Source organism: Streptomyces sp. NPDC029466, assembly GCF_055574515.1.
The window spans coordinates 1-19,289 of the sequence record NZ_JBVHZH010000011.1; the positions used below are offsets into that span (position 1 = coordinate 1).

General features: G+C 68.7%; 15 protein-coding genes, 1 tRNA gene and 1 pseudogene. 6 read left to right on the forward strand and 11 right to left on the reverse strand.

Annotation, left to right across the window (positions count from 1 at the left end; genetic code table 11):
- The 11 genes from ACZ4XD_RS11535 to dnaA all read right to left on the reverse strand — a co-directional run.
- A partial coding sequence (locus tag ACZ4XD_RS11535; protein WP_468040734.1) for a hypothetical protein occupies positions 1 to 1,916 on the reverse strand: 1,916 nt, incomplete at its 3' end.
- A gap of 296 nt (positions 1,917 to 2,212) precedes the next feature.
- The gene (locus ACZ4XD_RS11540; RefSeq protein WP_003958712.1) at positions 2,213 to 2,347 is read right to left on the reverse strand and encodes a DLW-39 family protein; all 135 of its coding nucleotides are present in this window, start codon (positions 2,345 to 2,347) and stop codon (positions 2,213 to 2,215) included.
- 189 nt (positions 2,348 to 2,536) lie between these two features.
- Positions 2,537 to 2,610 (reverse strand) — tRNA-Ile (locus tag ACZ4XD_RS11545).
- Between the two features lie 88 nt (positions 2,611 to 2,698).
- On the reverse strand, positions 2,699 to 3,376 hold the full coding sequence (locus ACZ4XD_RS11550; protein ID WP_468040737.1) for a DUF3566 domain-containing protein: 678 nt from the start codon (positions 3,374 to 3,376) through the stop codon (positions 2,699 to 2,701).
- 15 nt (positions 3,377 to 3,391) lie between these two features.
- Positions 3,392 to 6,013 carry a DNA gyrase subunit A gene (gene gyrA, locus ACZ4XD_RS11555; protein WP_468040739.1) on the reverse strand — a complete coding sequence of 874 codons (2,622 nt, stop codon included), beginning with the start codon at positions 6,011 to 6,013 and terminating at the stop codon, positions 3,392 to 3,394.
- 50 nt (positions 6,014 to 6,063) lie between these two features.
- Positions 6,064 to 8,118: a DNA topoisomerase (ATP-hydrolyzing) subunit B gene (gene gyrB / locus ACZ4XD_RS11560; RefSeq protein ID WP_468040741.1), complete on the reverse strand. Its 2,055-nt coding sequence runs from the start codon at positions 8,116 to 8,118 to the stop codon at positions 6,064 to 6,066.
- 319 nt (positions 8,119 to 8,437) lie between these two features.
- Positions 8,438 to 8,971, reverse strand: coding sequence for a DciA family protein (locus tag ACZ4XD_RS11565; RefSeq protein WP_042151016.1), 534 nt, complete (start codon positions 8,969 to 8,971; stop codon positions 8,438 to 8,440).
- On the reverse strand, positions 8,968 to 10,104 hold the full coding sequence (recF, locus tag ACZ4XD_RS11570) for a DNA replication/repair protein RecF (RefSeq protein WP_468040744.1): 1,137 nt from the start codon (positions 10,102 to 10,104) through the stop codon (positions 8,968 to 8,970). The genes ACZ4XD_RS11565 and recF overlap by 4 nt, the downstream gene beginning before the upstream one ends.
- An 80-nt stretch (positions 10,105 to 10,184) precedes the next feature.
- Positions 10,185 to 11,063 carry a phosphogluconate dehydrogenase (NAD(+)-dependent, decarboxylating) gene (gnd, locus tag ACZ4XD_RS11575; protein ID WP_468040746.1) on the reverse strand — a complete coding sequence of 293 codons (879 nt, stop codon included), beginning with the start codon at positions 11,061 to 11,063 and terminating at the stop codon, positions 10,185 to 10,187.
- 205 nt (positions 11,064 to 11,268) lie between these two features.
- Complete coding sequence (gene dnaN, locus ACZ4XD_RS11580; RefSeq protein WP_018092092.1) at positions 11,269 to 12,399, reverse strand: DNA polymerase III subunit beta; 1,131 nt, start codon at positions 12,397 to 12,399, stop codon at positions 11,269 to 11,271.
- A gap of 1,019 nt (positions 12,400 to 13,418) precedes the next feature.
- On the reverse strand, positions 13,419 to 15,329 hold the full coding sequence (gene dnaA, locus ACZ4XD_RS11585) for a chromosomal replication initiator protein DnaA (protein WP_468040749.1): 1,911 nt from the start codon (positions 15,327 to 15,329) through the stop codon (positions 13,419 to 13,421).
- Between the two features lie 378 nt (positions 15,330 to 15,707).
- On the opposite strand from dnaA, the gene rpmH reads away from it, so the two are divergent.
- The 6 genes and pseudogenes from rpmH (at position 15,708) to rsmG (ending at position 19,163) form a co-directional block, all read left to right on the forward strand.
- A complete protein-coding gene (rpmH, locus tag ACZ4XD_RS11590; protein WP_003949374.1) occupies positions 15,708 to 15,845 on the forward strand; it encodes a 50S ribosomal protein L34 in 138 nt (45 codons plus the stop codon).
- A 21-nt stretch (positions 15,846 to 15,866) separates the two neighbouring features.
- Positions 15,867 to 16,235: pseudogene (gene rnpA / locus ACZ4XD_RS11595) on the forward strand (ribonuclease P protein component); the annotation flags it as partial.
- Between the two features lie 86 nt (positions 16,236 to 16,321).
- Positions 16,322 to 16,639: a membrane protein insertion efficiency factor YidD gene (gene yidD, locus ACZ4XD_RS11600; protein ID WP_042150996.1), complete on the forward strand. Its 318-nt coding sequence runs from the start codon at positions 16,322 to 16,324 to the stop codon at positions 16,637 to 16,639.
- A gap of 3 nt (positions 16,640 to 16,642) precedes the next feature.
- Positions 16,643 to 17,782 (forward strand): membrane protein insertase YidC, encoded by a 1,140-nt coding sequence (gene yidC, locus ACZ4XD_RS11605; protein WP_468040753.1) that lies wholly within the window; start codon positions 16,643 to 16,645, stop codon positions 17,780 to 17,782.
- Between the two features lie 14 nt (positions 17,783 to 17,796).
- Positions 17,797 to 18,303: a Jag family protein gene (locus ACZ4XD_RS11610; RefSeq protein ID WP_042150991.1), complete on the forward strand. Its 507-nt coding sequence runs from the start codon at positions 17,797 to 17,799 to the stop codon at positions 18,301 to 18,303.
- Between the two features lie 134 nt (positions 18,304 to 18,437).
- Positions 18,438 to 19,163 (forward strand): 16S rRNA (guanine(527)-N(7))-methyltransferase RsmG, encoded by a 726-nt coding sequence (rsmG, locus tag ACZ4XD_RS11615; protein WP_468040756.1) that lies wholly within the window; start codon positions 18,438 to 18,440, stop codon positions 19,161 to 19,163.
- The last annotated feature ends 126 nt before the right edge of the window (positions 19,164 to 19,289 follow it).

Below are 19,289 nucleotides of genomic sequence, written 5' to 3' on the forward strand. Positions count from 1 at the left end.
ACCCCCCCCCCCCCCCCTTCCCCCGCCCCCCCTTTTTTTTTTTGTTCTTTCTCTCCCCCCCCCCCCCCCCCCCCCCCCCCCCCCCCTCCCCCCCCCCCCCCCCCCCCCCCGGTAGCCGGTCCGGTCGGCGGGCCCGCCGCACCGGCCACGGACCGCCGGGCCACCAGCGTCCACGCGCCCAGTCCCAGCAGCAGCACCACACCGGTGCCGATCCCCGCGTAGGCCACCGTCATCAAGTCGCCGCTCTTCGCCGCCTGCTGTGCGGTCTGGCCCTTCTGCGCCGTCTCCTGGTCCTCGGGCGTGACGGAGAAGACGCCGGCCGGCCCCGCGTAGCCGGGCCCGGTCTTGGCGGTGCCCCGGACATCCACCCGGAGGGTGAGCTCCGCGCCCTTGGGGAAGTACTGCGCGGCATCGGGGTGCAGGCTCACCGCGAGGTAGTACCAGCCCGCGAACCGCATCGCGTTGACCGAGCCGGTGGAGTCGAAGCGGTTGCCGTAGTCGACCGGCGCGGTGAACTCCTTGGCGGCGGCCGGCTTCCCGGTGTACGAGACGAAGCTGGGGTCGCCGACCGCACCGCGCGCCGGGTTGTAGACGGCCAGCCCGAGCACCCTGGCGAGGAAGGCGGAGGACCGGGTCGACGTCGCGTTCGGCAGCTCGGCGCTCAGGTTGAGCCGCTGTCCCCAGTCCACCGGTACGCGGTAGAAGCGCGTCTCGCCCGGCCTGATCCGGTCCTTCCAGACCCCCGGGGCGACCGAGCCCGCGTCATTGAAGCCGGTGCCGCCTCTGGCGCTGCGCTTGGTGGCGTCCGTACGCGGTGCCGGTGTTTCGGTGCTCCAGGTGCCCTGGCCGGGCTTGGCGGGGGTACTGCCCTCCAGCCGGGGCTCGTTGAGGTAGTTGATCTCCAGCGGCCAGCTGTCGGGGCCGGAGGGCTTTGATCCCTCGCGGGTGATCACGAGGTAGTACGGGCCGGCCTTCTGGCACTCCGTACGGTCGGCGCCGATGCGGCGGGTGACGTAGTCGGCGATCGGGTACGCCATGCCGCCGCCGTTGAAGGACGGCCGCGCCTCCGAGCCACAGCTCGTGCCGTTGCTGTCCTGGACGCTCAGGGTCAGCTTGTCGCCGTAGTCCGCGACCTTGGTGCCGGGCGTGGGCGCCGCGACGGCCGAGAAGTACGCATTGGTCCTGGCGTCCAGATTGACGGCGTACCACTTCTGCTCGCCGCGCTTGATGGCGTCGGTGTGCAGACCGGGCTTGAGCGTCGGTGCGTCCGTGGACTTGGGGCTGCCCGCGATCTTCGTGGCGCCCTCCGCCATGCGGTAGTGCGGAACCTCGTCGGCGGAGGCCACACCCACCGTCCCCGGCAGGATCGGCACCGCGGCGAGCGCCGCCAGCACGGCTATGCCCCTGTACGTCGTGCGCCCCGTCACCACGAGCCACCCCTCATCGGATCCGAATTCCCGCCGTCGGCACGCGGCCGCCGCCACACGTGTTGTGGGCCATCCTCCACCGCCACCCCGCGTTTCGTCCGCAGAGGAACCGGAATCGCTCCGGGAGGCACCGGCCGGAAGCGCGGTGGCCCTGGCCTGCGGTCCGCCCATCTCCTTGCCCAGCACCGCAATTCGTACCTTGATGCCGCCGAAGGACGTATGGGCGCCGAAGCCCCGGACCATCGGCTCGTTGGCGAACTCCACGTCGTAGCGCAGCTGCTGGCCCCAGCCGACCGATCGCGCGGCCGTGACGCCCCTCTTCAGCGGATGTTCCACGTGAAACGTCAGCTCCATCGGCCACCGTTCGACGTCCGAGCGCTTGCCGGCCTGGGCGATGCACTCCAGTTGCGCACGGGCCGTGCCCGCCACCTGGAAACCGGCGCCCTGCCCGGTGTGGCAGCGATGGCCTGAAGTGATGGGGGAAGCCAAGGTCGACAGAAGCCCCCCGAGCAACGCCACCACCCCCAGTGCGGCCGTCGCGCCATACCCCGCCCCCCTTCCGCCCTGCTGGTCACACCACAGACAGAAGATTTGCTACTGCAAGCTAATGATGTGCTATAGCAAACACAAGAAGAACGCCGGCACGGTAGGCCCACGACAATCAGCCACTCCGGCACCGCCGCCACCCCGGGCAGCAGAGCGCCCGCCCGCCCCTCGGACGCACGAAACCCCGACCGCCCGGGGGCAATCGGGGTCCGTACGAACCTGCTGTGCGTGGAGGGGTCTCAGACACCCGAACCTGCGGGCACGGAGTCGGTCGCCTCCGTCCACAGATCCTGCTCGGCGCGATCCGCCTGGATCTGGCGGTACACGAGGAGCCCGCCGATGGCGGCCAGTGCGACCAGGAGAAGCTTCTTCACCGCGCGACCTCGTCTTTCGTTGACGTAGGGGACCTATGTCGGCCGATGATACACACCGACCGATACCGATCGGTTACCTAGCCCGCGGTCGGCAACACCTCTTCCGAGGCACGCACCGCGAGCCAACTTCCGCCTCCGTACAACGAATCGGCCCGGCCGGGGAGTTCCCCGGCCGGGCCGATTGTGCAGTGCGGCTACCAGGACTTGAACCTGGGGCCTCTTCCTTATCAGGGAAGCGCTCTAACCGTCTGAGCTATAGCCGCGCGCTCGCTGCACCAGAAGATTAGCGCACTTCAGAGGCGTTCCCAAAATCGGTTCACGGAGCCTGGCGAACGCCCTCCCACGAGGGACTCACTCGTCCTCGGCGAGGGTGAGCTCCACGCCCCCGACGAACCCGGCCGACAGGTTGTAGATGAAGGCACCGAGCGTGGCCAGGGCCGTCGCCAGCACCACGTCGATCACCGCGATGATCGAGGTGAACAGCAGCGCCCGCGGCAGCGACAGGAACGACTGGAGATCGAAGCCGCCGCCCTCACTGGAGCCGGTGGCCTCACTGACCGTCGCGCCGACCGTGGAGAAGACGCCCATCGCGTTCATGACCATCCACAGCACCGCGACGGCCACGACGGTGCAGATGCCCAGCGCGATGGAGAGCAGGAAGCTGACCTTCATCACCGACCACGGATCGGCGCGGGCCACCCGCAGCCGGGCCTTGCGGGTCCGCGGCGCCGTGGTGGCGCCCGTACGGGGCCGGCGCACCGCCTGCCCGTCACTCTGTCCGCCGTCGGTGGGATACGCCTGAGGCGGCTGGTACGGCTGCTGTGCGCCGCTCCCGGCCTTCGCCTGGGGCTTCGGCTGCGGCTGGCGGGCTTCGGTCACGGGTTCCCCTTGGTGTGAGCCCTCGTCCCGGGGGCCGGTGTCGGAAACGGCGGAGCCACGGGCGCTGTCCTCCGTCACGGTCGCGGGTCCGGACGAGGAGTCCTTCTCGGCTCCCGTTCCACCCGCCGCAGCGCCCGTGGCTCCACTCACGATCTACTCCTCGTGTTACTCCGCCGTGGGCTGCTCGCCCTCGGTCTCCGCGGGAACGGCCCCGTCCGCCGCGGTCTCGTCGGGCTCGCCGCCCCCGTCGACCTCTTCGGCTTCCCGGCCGGCCTCGGCATTCCATGCGATGCCGACGACGGCATCACGCTTGCCCAGGTTGATCAGTTGGACGCCCATGGTGTCACGGCCCGTTTCCCGCACCTCGTTGACCCGCGTCCGGATCACGCCACCCCCGAGCGTCACCGCGAGGATCTCATCCGTGTCCTCGACGACCAGCGCGCCGACCAGCGAACCCCGGTCCTCGACGATCTTGGCGGCCTTGATGCCCAGACCGCCGCGGCCCTGGACGCGGTACTCGTCGACCGCGGTGCGCTTGGCGTAGCCGCCGTCCGTGGCGGTGAAGACGAAGGTGTTGGCGCGGACCACGTTCATGGAGAGCAGCTCGTCGCCCTCGCGGAAGCTCATGCCCTTCACACCGGAGGTGGCCCGGCCCATCGGCCGGAGCGCCTCGTCGGTCGCCGTGAAGCGGATCGACTGGGCCTTCTTGCTGATCAGCAGCAGATCGTCGTTCTCCGACACCAGCTCGGCGCCGATCAGCTCGTCGTCCGTGCCGTCCTCCTGCTCGCGCAGGTTGATCGCGATGACACCGCCGGACCGCGGCGAGTCGTAGTCCTTGAGCGGCGTCTTCTTCACCAGGCCGGCCTTGGTGGCGAGCACCAGATACGGCATGGCCTCGTAGTCGCGGATCGCCAGGATCTGCGCGATCTGCTCGTCGGGCTGGAAGGCGAGGAGATTGGCCACATGCTGACCCCGCGCGTCCCGTCCCGCGTCGGGGAGTTCGTACGCCTTGGCGCGGTAGACCCGGCCCTTGTTCGTGAAGAACAGCAGCCAGTGGTGGGTCGTCGAGACGAAGAAGTGGTCGACGATGTCGTCTTCCTTGAGCTTGGTGCCCCGGACGCCCTTGCCGCCGCGCTTCTGCGAGCGGTAGTCGTCGGTCTTCGTCCGCTTCACATAGCCGCCACGGGTGATCGTGACGACGATGTCCTCCTCGGCGATCAGGTCCTCGATGGACATGTCGCCCTCGAACGGCACCAGCTTGCTGCGCCGGTCGTCGCCGAACTTCTCGACGATCGCGGCGAGTTCCTCGCTGATGATCTGGCGCTGCCGCTCCGGGGAGGCCAGGATCGCGTTGTACTCGTTGATCTTGCGCTGGAGCTCGTCGTGCTCGGCGGTGATCTTCTGGCGCTCCAGGGCGGCCAGCCGGCGCAGCTGCATCTCCAGGATCGCGTTCGCCTGGATCTCGTCGATCTCCAGCAGGCCCATCAGGCCCTCGCGCGCGACCTCGACCGTCTCACTGCGCCGGATCAGCGCGATGACCTCGTCGATGGCGTCCAGCGCCTTGAGCAGACCACGCAGGATGTGCGCCCGCTCCTCGGCCTTGCGCAGGCGGAACTTCGTCCGGCGGACGATGACCTCGACCTGGTGCGTCACCCAGTTGCGGATGAAGGCGTCCAGCGAGAGCGTGCGCGGCACCCCGTCGACCAGCGCGAGCATGTTCGCGCCGAAGTTGGTCTGCAGGTCGGTGTGCTTGTAGAGGTTGTTGAGGACGACCTTGGCGACCGCGTCCCGCTTGAGGACGATGACCAGACGCTGGCCCGTACGGGAGGAGGTCTCGTCGCGGACGTCCGCGATGCCGCCGACCTTGCCGTCCTTGACCAGGTCGGCGATCTTCTGCGCGAGGTTGTCCGGGTTGACCTGGTACGGGAGCTCGGTGACCACCAGGCACTGGCGGTTCTGGATCTCCTCGACCTCGACCACCGCGCGCATCGTGATCGAGCCGCGGCCGGTGCGGTAGGCCTCCTCGATGCCCTTGCGGCCCACCACCAGCGCACCGGTGGGGAAGTCCGGGCCCTTGATCCGCTCGATCAGCGCGTCCAGCAGCTCCTCGGAGGAGGCCTCCGGGTGCTCCAGCGCCCACTGGGCACCGGCCGCGACCTCGCGCAGGTTGTGCGGCGGGATGTTGGTGGCCATACCGACCGCGATACCGGCCGACCCGTTGATCAGCAGGTTCGGGAAGCGCGCCGGCAGGACCGTCGGCTCCTGGTTACGGCCGTCGTAGTTGTCCTGGAAGTCGACGGTCTCCTCGTCGATGTCCCGGAGCATCTCCATCGACAGCGGCGCCATCTTGCACTCGGTGTACCGCATGGCGGCCGCCGGGTCGTTGCCCGGGGAGCCGAAGTTGCCGTTGGAGTCGACCAGCGGCATCCGCATCGACCAGGGCTGCGCCAGGCGCACCAGTGCGTCGTAGATCGAGGAGTCGCCGTGCGGGTGGTACGTACCCATGACGTCGCCGACGACGCGGGCGCACTTGTAGAAGCCCTTCTCGGGGCGGTAGCCGCCGTCGTACATCGCGTACAGGACGCGGCGGTGGACGGGCTTGAGGCCGTCCCGGACGTCCGGCAGCGCACGCGAGACGATGACGGACATCGCGTAGTCGAGGTAGGAGCGCTGCATCTCCGTTTCGAGCCCGACGGGCTCGACGCGCATCCCGACGCCTTCGATGGCGGCGGGCGCGCCCTCGGCGGTCACGCCGTCCGGGGTCACAGGGGGGTTCTCGTCGGCCATGGTGGTTCAAAGTCCTTTCGAGCTGCGGCTGTTGTACGGGCCGACAGGGCTCAGATGTCGAGGAAGCGGACGTCCTTGGCGTTGCGCTGGATGAACGAGCGGCGCGCCTCGACGTCCTCGCCCATCAGCACGGAGAACAGGTCGTCCGCGCGGGCCGCGTCGTCCAGGGAGACCTGGCCGAGGACACGGTGATCGGTGTCCATGGTCGTCACCCGCAGCTCCTCGGCGTTCATCTCACCGAGACCCTTGAACCGCTGGACCGAGTCGTCCTTGATCCGCTTGCCGTTCTGCTTGCCGAGCTCGATCAGCGCGTCCCGCTCCGGGTCGGAGTAGGCGTACTCGAAGTCGTCCCGGCCCCACTTGATCTTGTACAGCGGCGGGCGGGAGAGGTAGACGTGCCCGGCCTCGACCAGCGGCCGCATGAAGCGGAAGAGGAAGGTGAGCAGCAGGGTGTTGATGTGCTGACCGTCGACGTCGGCGTCCGCCATCAGGATGATCTTGTGATAGCGGAGCTTCTCGATGTCGAAGTCCTCGTGCACACCCGTGCCGAACGCCGAGATCAGCGCCTGGACCTCGTTGTTCTGGAGGATCTTGTCGACCCGGGCCTTCTCGACGTTGAGGATCTTGCCTCGGATCGGGAGGATCGCCTGGTACTCCGGGTTACGGCCGGACTTGGCCGAGCCGCCGGCGGAGTCACCCTCGACGATGAAGATCTCGCACTTCTCGGGGTCGTTGGACTGGCAGTCGCTCAGCTTGCCGGGCAGCGACGCGGTCTCCAGCAGGCCCTTGCGGCGGGTCAGATCGCGCGCCTTACGGGCCGCCACGCGCGCGGTGGCCGCCTGGATGCCCTTGCGGATGATGTCCGCGGCCTCGTTGGGGTTGCGGTCCAGCCAGTCGTTGAGGTGCTCGTGGACCACCTTCTGGACGAAGGTCTTCACCTCGGTGTTGCCCAGCTTGGTCTTGGTCTGGCCCTCGAACTGCGGCTCGGCGAGCTTGACCGAGATGATCGCCGTCAGACCCTCGCGGATGTCCTCACCCGTGAGGTTGTCGTCCTTCTCGCGCAGCAGCTTCTTGTCGCGCGCATAGCGGTTGATCAGGCCGGTCAGCGCGGCGCGGAAGCCCTCCTCGTGGGTACCGCCCTCATGGGTGTGGATGATGTTCGCGAAGCTGTAGACACCCTCGCTGTACTGGGTGTTCCACTGCATCGCGAGATCGACGGAGAGGCTGCGCTCCTTGTCCTCGGCCTCCACCGAGACCACCGTCGGGTGCACCAGCTCGCCCTTGCGGGAGTTGAGGTACTTCACGAAGTCGACGATGCCGCCCTCGTAGTGGTACCGCACCGCGAGCGGCTTGCCGTCCTCGTCCACGTGGTCCGGGCGCTCGTCCTTGAGCGAGATGGTCAGCCCCTTGTTGAGGAACGCCATCTCCTGGAAGCGCCGCGACAGCGTCTCGAAGCTGTAGGTGGTGGTCTCGAAGATCTCGCCGTCGGCCCAGAAGGTGACCGAGGTGCCGGACTCCTCGGTGGCCTCGTGCTGGGCCAGCGGGGCGGTCGGCACGCCCTGCTTGTACTCCTGGGTCCAGCGGTAGCCGTCCGTGCGGATCTCGACCGCCACCCGCTGCGACAGGGCGTTCACGACGGACACACCCACGCCGTGCAGACCACCGGAGACCGCGTACCCGCCGCCGCCGAACTTGCCGCCGGCGTGCAGCACGGTCAGCACGACCTCGACGGCCGGCTTGTTCTCGGACGGCACGATGCCGACGGGGATACCCCGGCCGTTGTCGACGACGCGCACACCACCGTCGGCCAGGATCGTGACGTCGATGGTGTCGGCGTGGCCGGCCAGCGCCTCGTCGACGGAGTTGTCGACGACCTCCTGCACGAGGTGGTGCAGACCGCGCTCACCGGTGGAGCCGATGTACATGCCGGGACGCTTACGGACCGCGTCCAGGCCCTCGAGGACGGTGATCGCGCTGGCGTCGTACGACTTCTCCACCGCGGAGTCGCCCGTCGGGCCGACAGGAACCCCCTCTTCAGTAGAAGCCGTGTTGTTCTCGTTGAGGTCGCCGGAGTCGGCCACGAAGCGCCCTTTCTGGCACAGCACAAGCCCTTCCGCGCCTGTGCGGGTCACCCCAGGAGGACAGGCGGGAGCGGCTGCGTCGTTCGACATGTTCCGCGAGTGGGCGGGATTGCTACCAGTGTACCGGTGGCGCCGACACTCATGGGGGTTTGCAGGTACCTGAGTCGTCATGTGCCGCCCTGAACTGGCGTCCGCCGACTCCCCATATCCGAGACGGGGCCTCAGGACGCTCACACGGGCACTCAGCGCTTCGGACTGTCAACCGGCGGCTACGGTGAGCGGAGTCTCATCCGCCTCACCCGTATACAGGCGTCTAGCGCAGGTCATCCATGGGGCCGGGGGCTCAGCCGTAGGTGTCGCCGGGGCCCTTGCTGCCCGGGGCGCGCAACGATCCGTAGCGCCGTGCCGGACCACCGGGGCCCAGCACCTTGATCACCTTTACGGTGCCGTGGCCCAGGTCCTCGTTGAGACGGGCCACCAGCGTCGGGGCCAGCAGCCGCAGCTGCGTCGCCCACGCCGTCGAATCGCACTGGACCGTCAGCACCCGGGCGTCCTCGTCGTACTTCTGCGGCTCGCAGTGCTGCGCCACCTCGGGCCCGACCAGCTGCGGCCAGCGCCCCATCACACCGCCGACCGCCGCCGGCGTCTCCCAGCCGCGCTCCGTGATCAGCCGGTTGATCGCCGCACCGAGCGGCAGCGGATCGCGGCCGTCCGCCCGCGCCCCCGAGCGCAGTCCGCCGCGCCTGGCCTGCTTCTTCTGCTGCGCGGCCGCGCCCCGCGCCCGCGCCTGCTCCTTGGCGGCCACCAGCGCCTGGCGGGCCAGATCCACCCCGGAGAGCTCCGGGGCCTTGGGCCGCTCGGGCTGCTCCTCGCTCACGGGGTCACCTTCTCCACGGCGCCGTCGGACACCGCGTAGCGCGCCCCGGCCAGGATGCCCGGCACATCGTCGTCCACCGCGGCCGTCACCAGTACCTGCTCGCCCGGGGCCACCAGCTCCGCCAGCCGCTCACGACGGCGCGCGTCCAGCTCGGCGAAGACGTCGTCCAGGACGAGCACCGGTTCATTGCCCTCCGCCCGCAGCAGGTCGTACGAGGCCAGCCGCAGCGCCAGCGCGTACGACCAGGACTCGCCATGGCTGGCGTAGCCCTTCGCCGGGAGCTGCCCCAGCTTGAGCACCAGATCGTCGCGGTGCGGGCCGACCAGCGTCACCCCGCGCTCGATCTCTCCCTTACGGGCCTCGCCGAGCGCCGCCAGCAGCACGCCGTACAGGTCCTCGCGGGTGGTGGCGTCGGCCATCGCCTCGCCCGCCGAACCGCGGTACTCCAGCGCCAGCGGCCCGCCGCCCGGCGCCAGCTGGTCATAGTCCTTGTCCGCGAGCGGCCGCAGCGCGGCGACCAGATCGAGCCGCTGCGCCAGCAGTTCGGCGCCCGCGCGGGCCAGATGCTGGTCCCATACGTCGAGGGTGGACAGATCCATCTGCCGGCCGCCGTGCCGCCGCGCCAACGCGGCGGTTTTCAACAGGGTGTTGCGCTGCTTGAGGACCCGGTCGTAGTCCGAGCGCACCCCGGCCATCCGCGGCGAGCGCGCGGTGATCAGCTCGTCCAGGAACCGCCGGCGCTCCCCCGGATCGCCCTTGACCAGCGCCAGATCCTCCGGCGCGAACAGCACCGTCCGGACGATGCCCAGCACATCCCGCGGCCTGACCTGCGAAGACCTGTTGATCCTGGCGCGGTTCGCCTTGCCCGGGTTGAGCTCCAGCTCGATCAGCTGCTGCCGCTCGCCCTGGACGACCGCGGCCCGGACGATGGCCCGTTCGGCGCCCATCCGCACCAGCGGGGCGTCCGAGGAGACGCGGTGGCTGCCGAGCGTGGCGAGATAGCCGACCGCCTCGACCAGGTTGGTCTTGCCCTGCCCGTTGGGGCCCACGAACGCCGTGACGCCCGGATCGAGCGGCACCTCGACCCGGGCGTACGAGCGGAAGTCGGCGAGGGACAGATGCGATACGTGCATGGCTGGGCGCCGACCTCCCCCGGCTGCTGCTTACTGTTGCTGACTGCTGCTTCTGGTTGCTGCGGTGTGCGCGGTGTCCGCTACTTCTTGCTCTCGACCGCGTGCCCACCGAACTGGTTGCGGAGCGCGGCGATCATCTTCATCTGCGGGGAGTCGTCCTGACGGGACGCGAACCGCGCGAAGAGCGAGGCCGTGATCGCGGGCAGCGGCACGGCGTTGTCGATGGCGGCCTCGACCGTCCAGCGGCCCTCGCCGGAGTCGGCGGCGAAGCCGCGCAGCTTCTCCAGGTGCTCGTCGTCGTCGAGCGCGTTGACGGCCAGGTCGAGCAGCCAGGAACGGATGACCGTGCCCTCCTGCCAGGAGCGGAAGATCTCGCGGACGTCCGTGACGGAGTCGACCTTCTCCAGCAGCTCCCAGCCCTCGGCGAAGGCCTGCATCATCGCGTACTCGATGCCGTTGTGGACCATCTTCGCGAAGTGGCCGGCGCCGACCTTGCCGGCGTGCACCGCACCGAAGTCACCCTCGGGCTTGAGCGCGTCGAAGATCGGCTGCACCTTGGCGACATCGTCCTTGTCGCCGCCGTACATCAGGGCGTAGCCGTTCTCCAGGCCCCAGACACCGCCGGAGACACCGCAGTCGACGAAGCCGATGCCCTTGGCCTTCAGCTCCTCGGCGTGCTTCTCGTCGTCGGTCCAGCGGGAGTTGCCGCCGTCGACGACGATGTCGCCCGGCGAGAGCAGCTCGGCCAGCTCGTCGATCGTGGACTGGGTGGCGGCACCGGCCGGCACCATGACCCAGACGACCCGCGGACCCTTGAGCTTCTCCACAAGCCCCTGGAGGCTGTTGACATCCGCCAGGTCCGGGTTGCGGTCGTATCCGATGACGGTGTGGCCGGCGCGGCGAATGCGCTCACGCATGTTGCCGCCCATCTTGCCGAGACCGACGAGACCGAGCTCCATCAGAGACCCTCTTTGCACGTAGACGTTGCTGGTGTACCCGGGACCGAGCCTACGCCCGCAGGTCCGCGCACACCTGTGGGCTCAGCCGCTCATCAGGGGCCCCTCAGCCGGCCGCCGCAAGGCCCGTGGCCCGGTCCGCCGTCCGGCGGCCGCGGGTCACGCGGGCGACGGCATGCCGCCACCCGCGTGACCCGCGCTCCGGTCGTCAGCCCGACAGCCGCACCGGCATGATCAGGTACTTGTACGCGTCGTCCGCCTCGGCGTCCTTGGCCGGCCGGCCGCTCAGCAGCGCGGGCTTGGTCGAGGTCGTGAAGGACAGCTGCGCCACCGGGGAGTCGATGGCCGACAGGCCCTCCAGCAGGAAGCCGGGGTTGAAGGCGATCGAGATGTCGTCGCCGTCCAGATCGGCGTCGACCCTCTCCACAGCCTGTGCATCGTCGCTGGAGCCGGCCTCCAGGATCAGCACGCCCTGCTCGAAGCTCAGCCGGACCGGGGTGTTCCGCTCGGCCACCAGGGCCACACGCTTGACGGCCTCGACGAACGGGGCGGTCTCGATCACGGCGACCGAATTGAACTCGGTCGGGAAGAGCGTGCGGTACTTCGGCAGGTCGCCTTCCAGCAGACGGGTCGTCGTCCGGCGTCCGGCGCCCTCGAAACCGATCAGGCCCTCGCCCTGGCCCGAGCCGGACAGCGCCAGCGTGACGGTGTCACCGCTGCTCAGGGACTTGGCGGTGTCCAGCAGCGTCTTGGCGGGGACCAGCGCGACCGCGGAGGCGTCCGGGCTCTCCGGCTTCCACAGGAACTCGCGCACGGCGAAGCGGTAGCGGTCGGTGGAGGCCAGGGTGACCGTGTCGCCCTCGATCTCGATCCGTACGCCGGTGAGCACCGGAAGGGTGTCGTCACGGCCGGCGGCGATGGCGACCTGGGCGGCGGCCGCGGCGAAGACCTCACCGGGGACGGTGCCGGTGGCGGTGGGCATGGTCGGCAGGGACGGGTACTCCTCCACAGGAAGGGTGTGGAGGGTGAACCGCGAGGAGCCGCAGACGACGGTGACCCGTACACCGTCGGTGGAAATCTCCACCGGGCGGTTGGGGAGCGCACGGCAGATGTCGGCGAGCAGCCGGCCGGAGACGAGGACCGTGCCCTCCTCTTCCACCTCCGCGTCCACCGAGACCCGTGCGGAGACCTCGTAGTCGAAGCCGGAGAGGCTCAGCGTGCCGTCCTCCGTCTTCAGCAGCAGGCCCGCGAGGACGGGCACCGGCGGACGGGCCGGGAGGCTCTTGGCCGCCCAGGCCACTGCCTCCGCGAGTACATCGCGCTCCACCCGGATCTTCACCGGAAACCGCCTCCTGCTGTTGCTGGCTCTTCGCCCTGCTGGCCTTCGTCGTCGGCTGGGTTGCCGGAGACCAGTCTGACGCACGCCACCGACAGTCGGTGCGGCTCGGGGTCAAGTCGACTCGGCCGAGGGCGGACACCCGGCGGCCAACTTGTGCACAGGCCCCGTTTCCGAACGAGTTCCCCGGTAGATATCCGTGGTCGTAGTAGTAGGGGCTGTGGAAACCGTGGACAACCGCTTTTGCGCAGGTCAACGCGGATTTTTTGTCCACCGCCCCTGTGGGTGGCGGCCGTGGATAAGCGGGCGGTTCTGTGGACCGCCGGAAGTTCTGCACACCCGATGCACAGGAGACAGGTACTTCTCCCCAGTGCCATCCCCAGCTTTACCCACGTTCCCCACAGCCCAACCGACCACCTTGGTGTGACGGCTTTCACTCGGCCCGGTGAGGGCGGGTGTCGTGTTGCCGAACAGTGGACAGCGGTGTGGAGAAGCTGGGGATTGCTGGGGACAACAACGGCTTGCCTGTGGGCGAGCGGTGGACAAGAGCTCGGCCGCCCTGTGGACGAATCCTCTGTCCACACCCTGTGGAAGAAGGTTGGCCACAAATCCACACGCGGCTGACCTCCCCCGATGCCCCGTCAGTACACCTGCCTGTGGATCCCACAGGGATAACTTTCCCCTCCCCAAGGTGTGGACGGAAGATTCTTGCCCAATCTGTGGAGAGAGGCCGTGTCCCGCCGCGGAATCGAACACAGCAGGCGCGCTCCACAGGTTTGGGACGACGGTGGGGTGTATCCGAGTGGGCGGTCGGGGGCTCGAAGCGGGTCCGGGAGAGCTGCGTTTCGCGATCGGACGCGCGCGGCCGGAGCGCGCGGGACGCCGCAGAGAGAAGCGGAAGGGAGTCGGGGGCATCCAGGAGAACGGTGCGACCGGGCCGCTCGCCGGGTGGCGGTCCCCGTATGACGAAGGGCGCACCGGGAGCGGATCCCGGAGCGCCCTGGGCGTCCTGTGGGCCGGCCTCAGCCGTTCTTGATGCGGTTGGTCAGCTCGGTGACCTGGTTGTAGATCGAACGCCGCTCGGCCATCAGCGCGCGGATCTTGCGGTCGGCGTGCATCACGGTCGTATGGTCCCGGCCGCCGAACTGCGCGCCGATCTTCGGCAGCGAGAGATCGGTCAGCTCGCGGCACAGATACATGGCGATCTGGCGGGCGGTCACCAGGACCCGGCTGCGCGAGGAGCCGCACAGATCGTCGATGGTCAGCCCGAAGTAGTCCGCGGTGGACGCCATGATCGCGGTCGCGGTGATCTCCGGCGCGGCGTCCTCGCCGCCGGGGATCAGATCCTTCAGCACGATCTCGGTCAGCCCCAGGTCCACCGGCTGCCGGTTGAGCGAGGCGAACGCCGTGACCCGGATCAGCGCGCCCTCCAGCTCACGGATGTTCCGCGAGATCCGGGACGCGATGAACTCCAGCACCTCCGGCGGCGCGTTCAGCTGCTCCTGCACCGCCTTCTTCCGCAGGATCGCGATCCGGGTCTCCAGCTCGGGCGGCTGGACGTCGGTGATCAGACCCCACTCGAAGCGGTTGCGCAGCCGGTCCTCCAGGGTGACCAGCTGCTTGGGCGGCCGGTCACTGGAGAGCACGATCTGCTTGTTCGCGTTGTGCAGCGTATTGAAGGTGTGGAAGAACTCCTCCTGCGTCGACTCCTTGCTCGCCAGGAACTGGATGTCGTCGACCAGCAGGATGTCCATGTCGCGGTAGCGCTTGCGGAACGCGTCCGCCTTGCCGTCGCGGATGGAGTTGATGAACTCGTTGGTGAACTCCTCCGAGCTCACATACCGCACCCGGGTGCCCGGATACAGGCTGCGCGCGTAGTGCCCGATCGCATGCAGCAGGTGGGTCTTGCCCAGCCCCGATTCCCCGTAGATGAACAGCGGGTTGTACGCCTTGGCCGGCGCCTCGGCGACGGCCACCGCGGCGGCGTGCGCAAAGCGGTTCGAGGCACCGATGACGAAGGTGTCGAAGAGGTACTTCGGGTTCAGCCGCGCGGTCGGCTCACCGGGGCCGGTGGCCGGCGCGGGCTGCGCGGCGAGCGGACTGGGCGCACCGCTGGGGGCGGGAAGCACGGCGCCGGGGCCGGCGCCGGGGGTGCCCGAGCGGCCGGTGTGCCCGCCGGGCTGGTGCTCGGAGAGGTCGCGGCGCGGCTGGTCATAAGGGGAGCGCGGACCGTCGGAGTGCTGCGGCGGCCCGTTGCGGTCGGGCGCCTGCGGACGGTAGTCGTTCTGCCGCTGCTGATGCTGCGGTACATGGGACGACGGGGAGGCGTACGGGTCACGCTCGGGGAAGCCGCCGAGGTGCTGCTGCTGCCAGCCGTAGTCGTCGCGCGGACCGGGGCCGCCGCCCATCTGCGGCCAGCCGCCGGGCTCGTGCCGGGGAGGCTGGTAGTCCGGGTAGGCGGGCCGCACGCCGGGCAGGTCGTCGCCCTGGTGGCTGTAACCCTGCCGGCTGTCGTGCCGGGTTTCGTAGCCGTCGTACGCATCGTGCTGCTGCTGAGACTGATGCGGCTGCTGGTGGTGCGGCGGGTGCTGCTGGGATGACTGGTGCTGGGGCGACTGGTGCTGAGGTGCCGGCGGTGTGGACTGCGCCGGGGGCTCCTCGGAAGAGTCGTCCACGGTGATCGCGATCCGGATCGGGCGGCCGCACTCATGGCTGAGGGCCTCCCCGATCAGCGGCGCCAGCCGGCCTTCGAGCACACCCTTGGCGAATTCATTGGGGACAGCGAGCAACGCGGTGTCGGCGACCAGCGCCAGCGGCTGGGTGCGCTTGAGCCAGTCCTGGTCCTTGGGCTTGAGGCCGTCGGCCTCCGCACGGAGGAGATGGTCGAGCACGCGGGGCCACACTGCGGCAAGATCGGCAGGTACATCAGCCACAGGGCACGCTCTCTCACAGTCCCACGAATGTGTGATTCTCAGGACGGGCGGGAAGGAATCGAAGTTCAGCCACGGTAGTCAGGGCGGGCCTGGGGATTCAAGTTGTTGTCCACAGGCTGTGCATAGTGTGTCCTGACAAGGGGTCGGCAGGCGATGCCGAGGAGCCGGTTTGACCGGATGGCGTAGCCGCGCGTACCGTGACCAGGTCGAGTTGTCGATGGCTGCTGCCGCCTGCCTCCGATGGGCAAAGATCACGCTCGAAGTGATCGTGTAGCGGTGCACTTAGGCGTTGCGAGCTACTCGTGGGCGCACGGTGACAGCCAGTCGACGCCCCACATCTGTCTCTCCTGAGACAACAAGCATTCCTGGAGCCCCCGAGTGAGCAAGCGCACCTTCCAGCCGAACAACCGCCGTCGCGCGAAGACCCACGGCTTCCGTCTGCGCATGCGGACCCGTGCCGGCCGCGCGATCCTCGCGTCCCGCCGTGGCAAGGGTCGCGCCCGCCTGTCGGCCTGAGCAGCAACCTAGGTCCATGACGTGCTGCCTACCGAGTATCGGCTGAGGCGGCGCGAGGACTTTGCGACCGCGGTACGCCGGGGACGCAGGGCCGGGCGCCCGCTCCTTGTCGTTCATCTTCGCAGCGGTGCAACGGACCCGCACGGGTCGGGGGAAAGTGTTCCCCCGGCACGTGCGGGTTTCGTCGTGAGCAAGGCAGTGGGCATCGCTGTCGTGCGCAGCAAGGTCAAGCGCAGACTCCGCCATCTCGTGCGCGATCGGCTGGACCGGCTGCCCGCCGGTAGCCTGGTTGTCGTACGGGCCCTGCCCGGTGCGGGTGACGCGGATCACGATCAGCTGGCCCGCGACCTGGACGCCGCCTTCGAGCGGCTGCTGGGAGGGGCGCCGAGAGGCTGCAATCCCTCGGGGGCTGCGACCGACAGCAGCTGCCCCGCGGGCCCCCGGAGCTCCGGACGGGACCCGGGAGGGAGCGCACAGTGAAGTACCCGCTGCTGCTTTTGATCAAGATCTATCAGTGGACCATCAGCCCCCTGCTGGGACCGGTCTGCAAGTACTACCCGTCGTGCTCGCACTATGGCTATACGGCCATCGACCGGCACGGCGCGGTGAAAGGGACTGCGCTGACAGCCTGGCGCATCCTGCGGTGCAATCCGTGGTCGCTCGGGGGCGTCGACCACGTCCCTCCCCGGAAGCGTCCGGTTTGGCATCAGCGGCTGAGGAGCCGCCTGGGCGGGCCCACCGTCCCTGAGCCTGTCGCCCAGCCCGAGACTCAGCCCAACGTCCAAGGAGCCTGATTCGTGGACACGATCCTCAGTCCCCTCTATATCGCTGTTTCCTGGATCATCGTCCAGTTCCACTCGTTCTACAGCCTCATCTTTGACAAGGACAGTGGCGCGGCGTGGGGTCTGTCCATCGTCTCGCTGGTGGTGCTGATCCGTATCTGCCTGATCCCGCTCTTTGTGAAGCAGATCAAGTCGACGCGGAACATGCAGGCGCTTCAGCCGAAGATGAAGGCGATCCAGGAGCGCTACAAGAGCGACAAGCAGCGCCAGTCCGAAGAGATGATGAAGCTCTACAAGGAGACGGGCACCAACCCGCTCTCGAGCTGTCTCCCGATTCTGGCCCAGTCGCCGTTCTTCATCTCGCTGTACCAGGTCCTGAACCACATCGCCCAGAACAAGGTGGTCGGTGTCATCGACCAGCCGCTTCTGGAGAGCGCGCAGAAGGCCCACATCTTCGGTGCGCCGCTGGCGGCGAAGTTCATGGACAGCGCGGAGAAGATCCAGAGCCTGGGTGCTTCTGTGGTCGACGTCCGCGTGGTCACGATCGTCATGATCGTCCTGATGTCGGCGTCGCAGTTCTACACGCAGCGCCAGCTGATGACCAAGAACGTCGACCTCACGGTGAAGACGCCGTTCATGCAGCAGCAGAAGATGCTGATGTACGTCTTCCCCATCATGTTCGCCGTCTTCGGTATCAACTTCCCCGTCGGTGTTCTCGTCTACTGGCTGACCACCAACGTGTGGACCATGGGCCAGCAGATGTTCGTCATCCGTCGTAACCCGACCCCCGGCAGCAAGGCCTTCGAGGAGCGCCAGGAGCGGCTGCGGGCCGCGGGCAAGATCGTCGAGGACCCGGCCGAGGTCGCCGCGAAGCAGGCAGCCGAGGAAGCGCGCCAGAACCGCCAGCAGCCCAAGCGCCAGACGAAGAGCAAGCGGCAGACCGGCGGCGCTCCGGCCGGCGGTGCACAGAACCGTACGCGTGCCGGATCGGCGTCGGGGGCCTCGGGCTCCGGTCAGGGTGCGGCGAAGAAGCCGTCGCTGGAGAAGAAGGACGCGCAGGAAGACAAGGGGAAGGGCGGCGCCTCCGGGTCCCGCACGACCAAGTCCGGACAGCGCAAGGGCCAGCAGCGCCCCAAGCACCCGACCAAGAAGTAAGAAGGAGTCCTTTCGTGACGGACACGACCCCTGCCACCAAGGGCACCGACACCCTGACCCGCCTGGAGCAGGAAGGCGAGATCGCGGCCGACTACCTCGAAGGTCTGCTGGACATCGCCGACCTCGACGGTGACATCGACATGGATGTCGAGGCCGACCGCGCCGCGGTGTCGATCATCAGCGACTCGACCAGCCGTGACCTCCAGAAGCTGGTGGGCCGCGACGGTGAGGTGCTGGAGGCTCTTCAGGAGCTGACCCGGCTGGCCGTTCACCGTGAAACCGGTGACCGCAGCCGTCTGATGCTGGACATCGCCGGCTTCCGGGCGCGTAAGCGTGAGGAGCTCTCGGAGCTCGGCGCGAAGGCGGCGGAGGAGGCGAAGGGCACCGGGCAGCCGGTGAAGCTCGACCCGATGACGCCTTTCGAGCGCAAGGTCGTCCACGACGCGGTGGCGGCGGCCGGGCTCCGGAGCGAGTCCGAGGGCGAGGAGCCGCAGCGTCGAGTGGTCGTCCTCCCGGCCTGACCGCTCAGCGCTCCCGTTTTTCTTTGGCCCCGTCTGCTCGCAGGCGGGGCCAAAAGTTGTCAGCGTTCTGTGTTATCCCGGGGCGTAACCCGGGTTCCCGGCAGAAGTAGCAGTCCAGAGGAAGGGCGGTTCCCGTGACGGAGGCAGCAGCGGAGCTCCCTCCTGCGCCGAAGGCGGCGGAGGAGGTATTCGGTGAGCGCTTTGCGGAAGCCGTGCGGTACGGCGAACTGCTCGCCGACGCCGGGGTGAAGCGTGGGCTCATCGGCCCGCGTGAGGTGCCGCGGCTCTGGGAGCGGCATCTGTTGAACTGCGCGGTGCTCTCCGAGGTAGTGCCCGAGGGCGTCTCGGTCTGCGACGTGGGTTCGGGTGCCGGGCTGCCCGGTATCCCGCTGGCTCTGGTCCGCCCGGATCTGAAGATCACGCTGCTGGAGCCCCTGCTGCGTCGTACGAACTTCCTTCAGGAGGTCGTCGAGCTGCTCGGGCTGGACCATGTCACGGTCGTGCGCGGGCGGGCCGAAGAGGTGATGGGCAAGCTCCCTCAGGTGCATGTGGTGACGGCGCGTGCCGTTGCTCCGCTCGACCGGCTGGCCGGCTGGGGTGTACCGCTGCTCCGTCCCTACGGCGAGATGCTGGCGCTCAAGGGCGATACCGCTGAGGAGGAGCTCAAGGCGGCTCGGGCGGCGCTGAGCAAGCTCGGCGTGGTGGAGACCTCGGTGGTGCATGTGGGCGAGGGCGTGGTGGACCCGCCGTCGACCGTGGTGCGGGTCGAGGTGGGGGAGAGCCCCGGCGGTGTGCGCTTTGCGGCCAAGCGGGCGAAGGCGGCGCGCGTGGGCCGTGCGTCGAGGGGGCGCCGGCGCTGATGCTCTGCTGCCGGCGCGCGAAAGGCCGGCATTGGCATGAGGGTATTCCGTCCGCGAAAGCAGGGCGGATGAATTCCGTAAATGCCATCAAAACGACACAAGACGGAGTGTCGCGGCTCATTCAGG

Coding starts and splice junctions, on each gene's coding strand:
- gyrA (WP_468040739.1), bottom strand. CDS start 6,013: ATGGCCGACGAGAACCCCCCTGTGACCCCGGACGGCGTGACCGCCGAG.
- recF (WP_468040744.1), bottom strand. CDS start 10,104: ATGCACGTATCGCATCTGTCCCTCGCCGACTTCCGCTCGTACGCCCGG.
- gnd (WP_468040746.1), bottom strand. CDS start 11,063: ATGGAGCTCGGTCTCGTCGGTCTCGGCAAGATGGGCGGCAACATGCGT.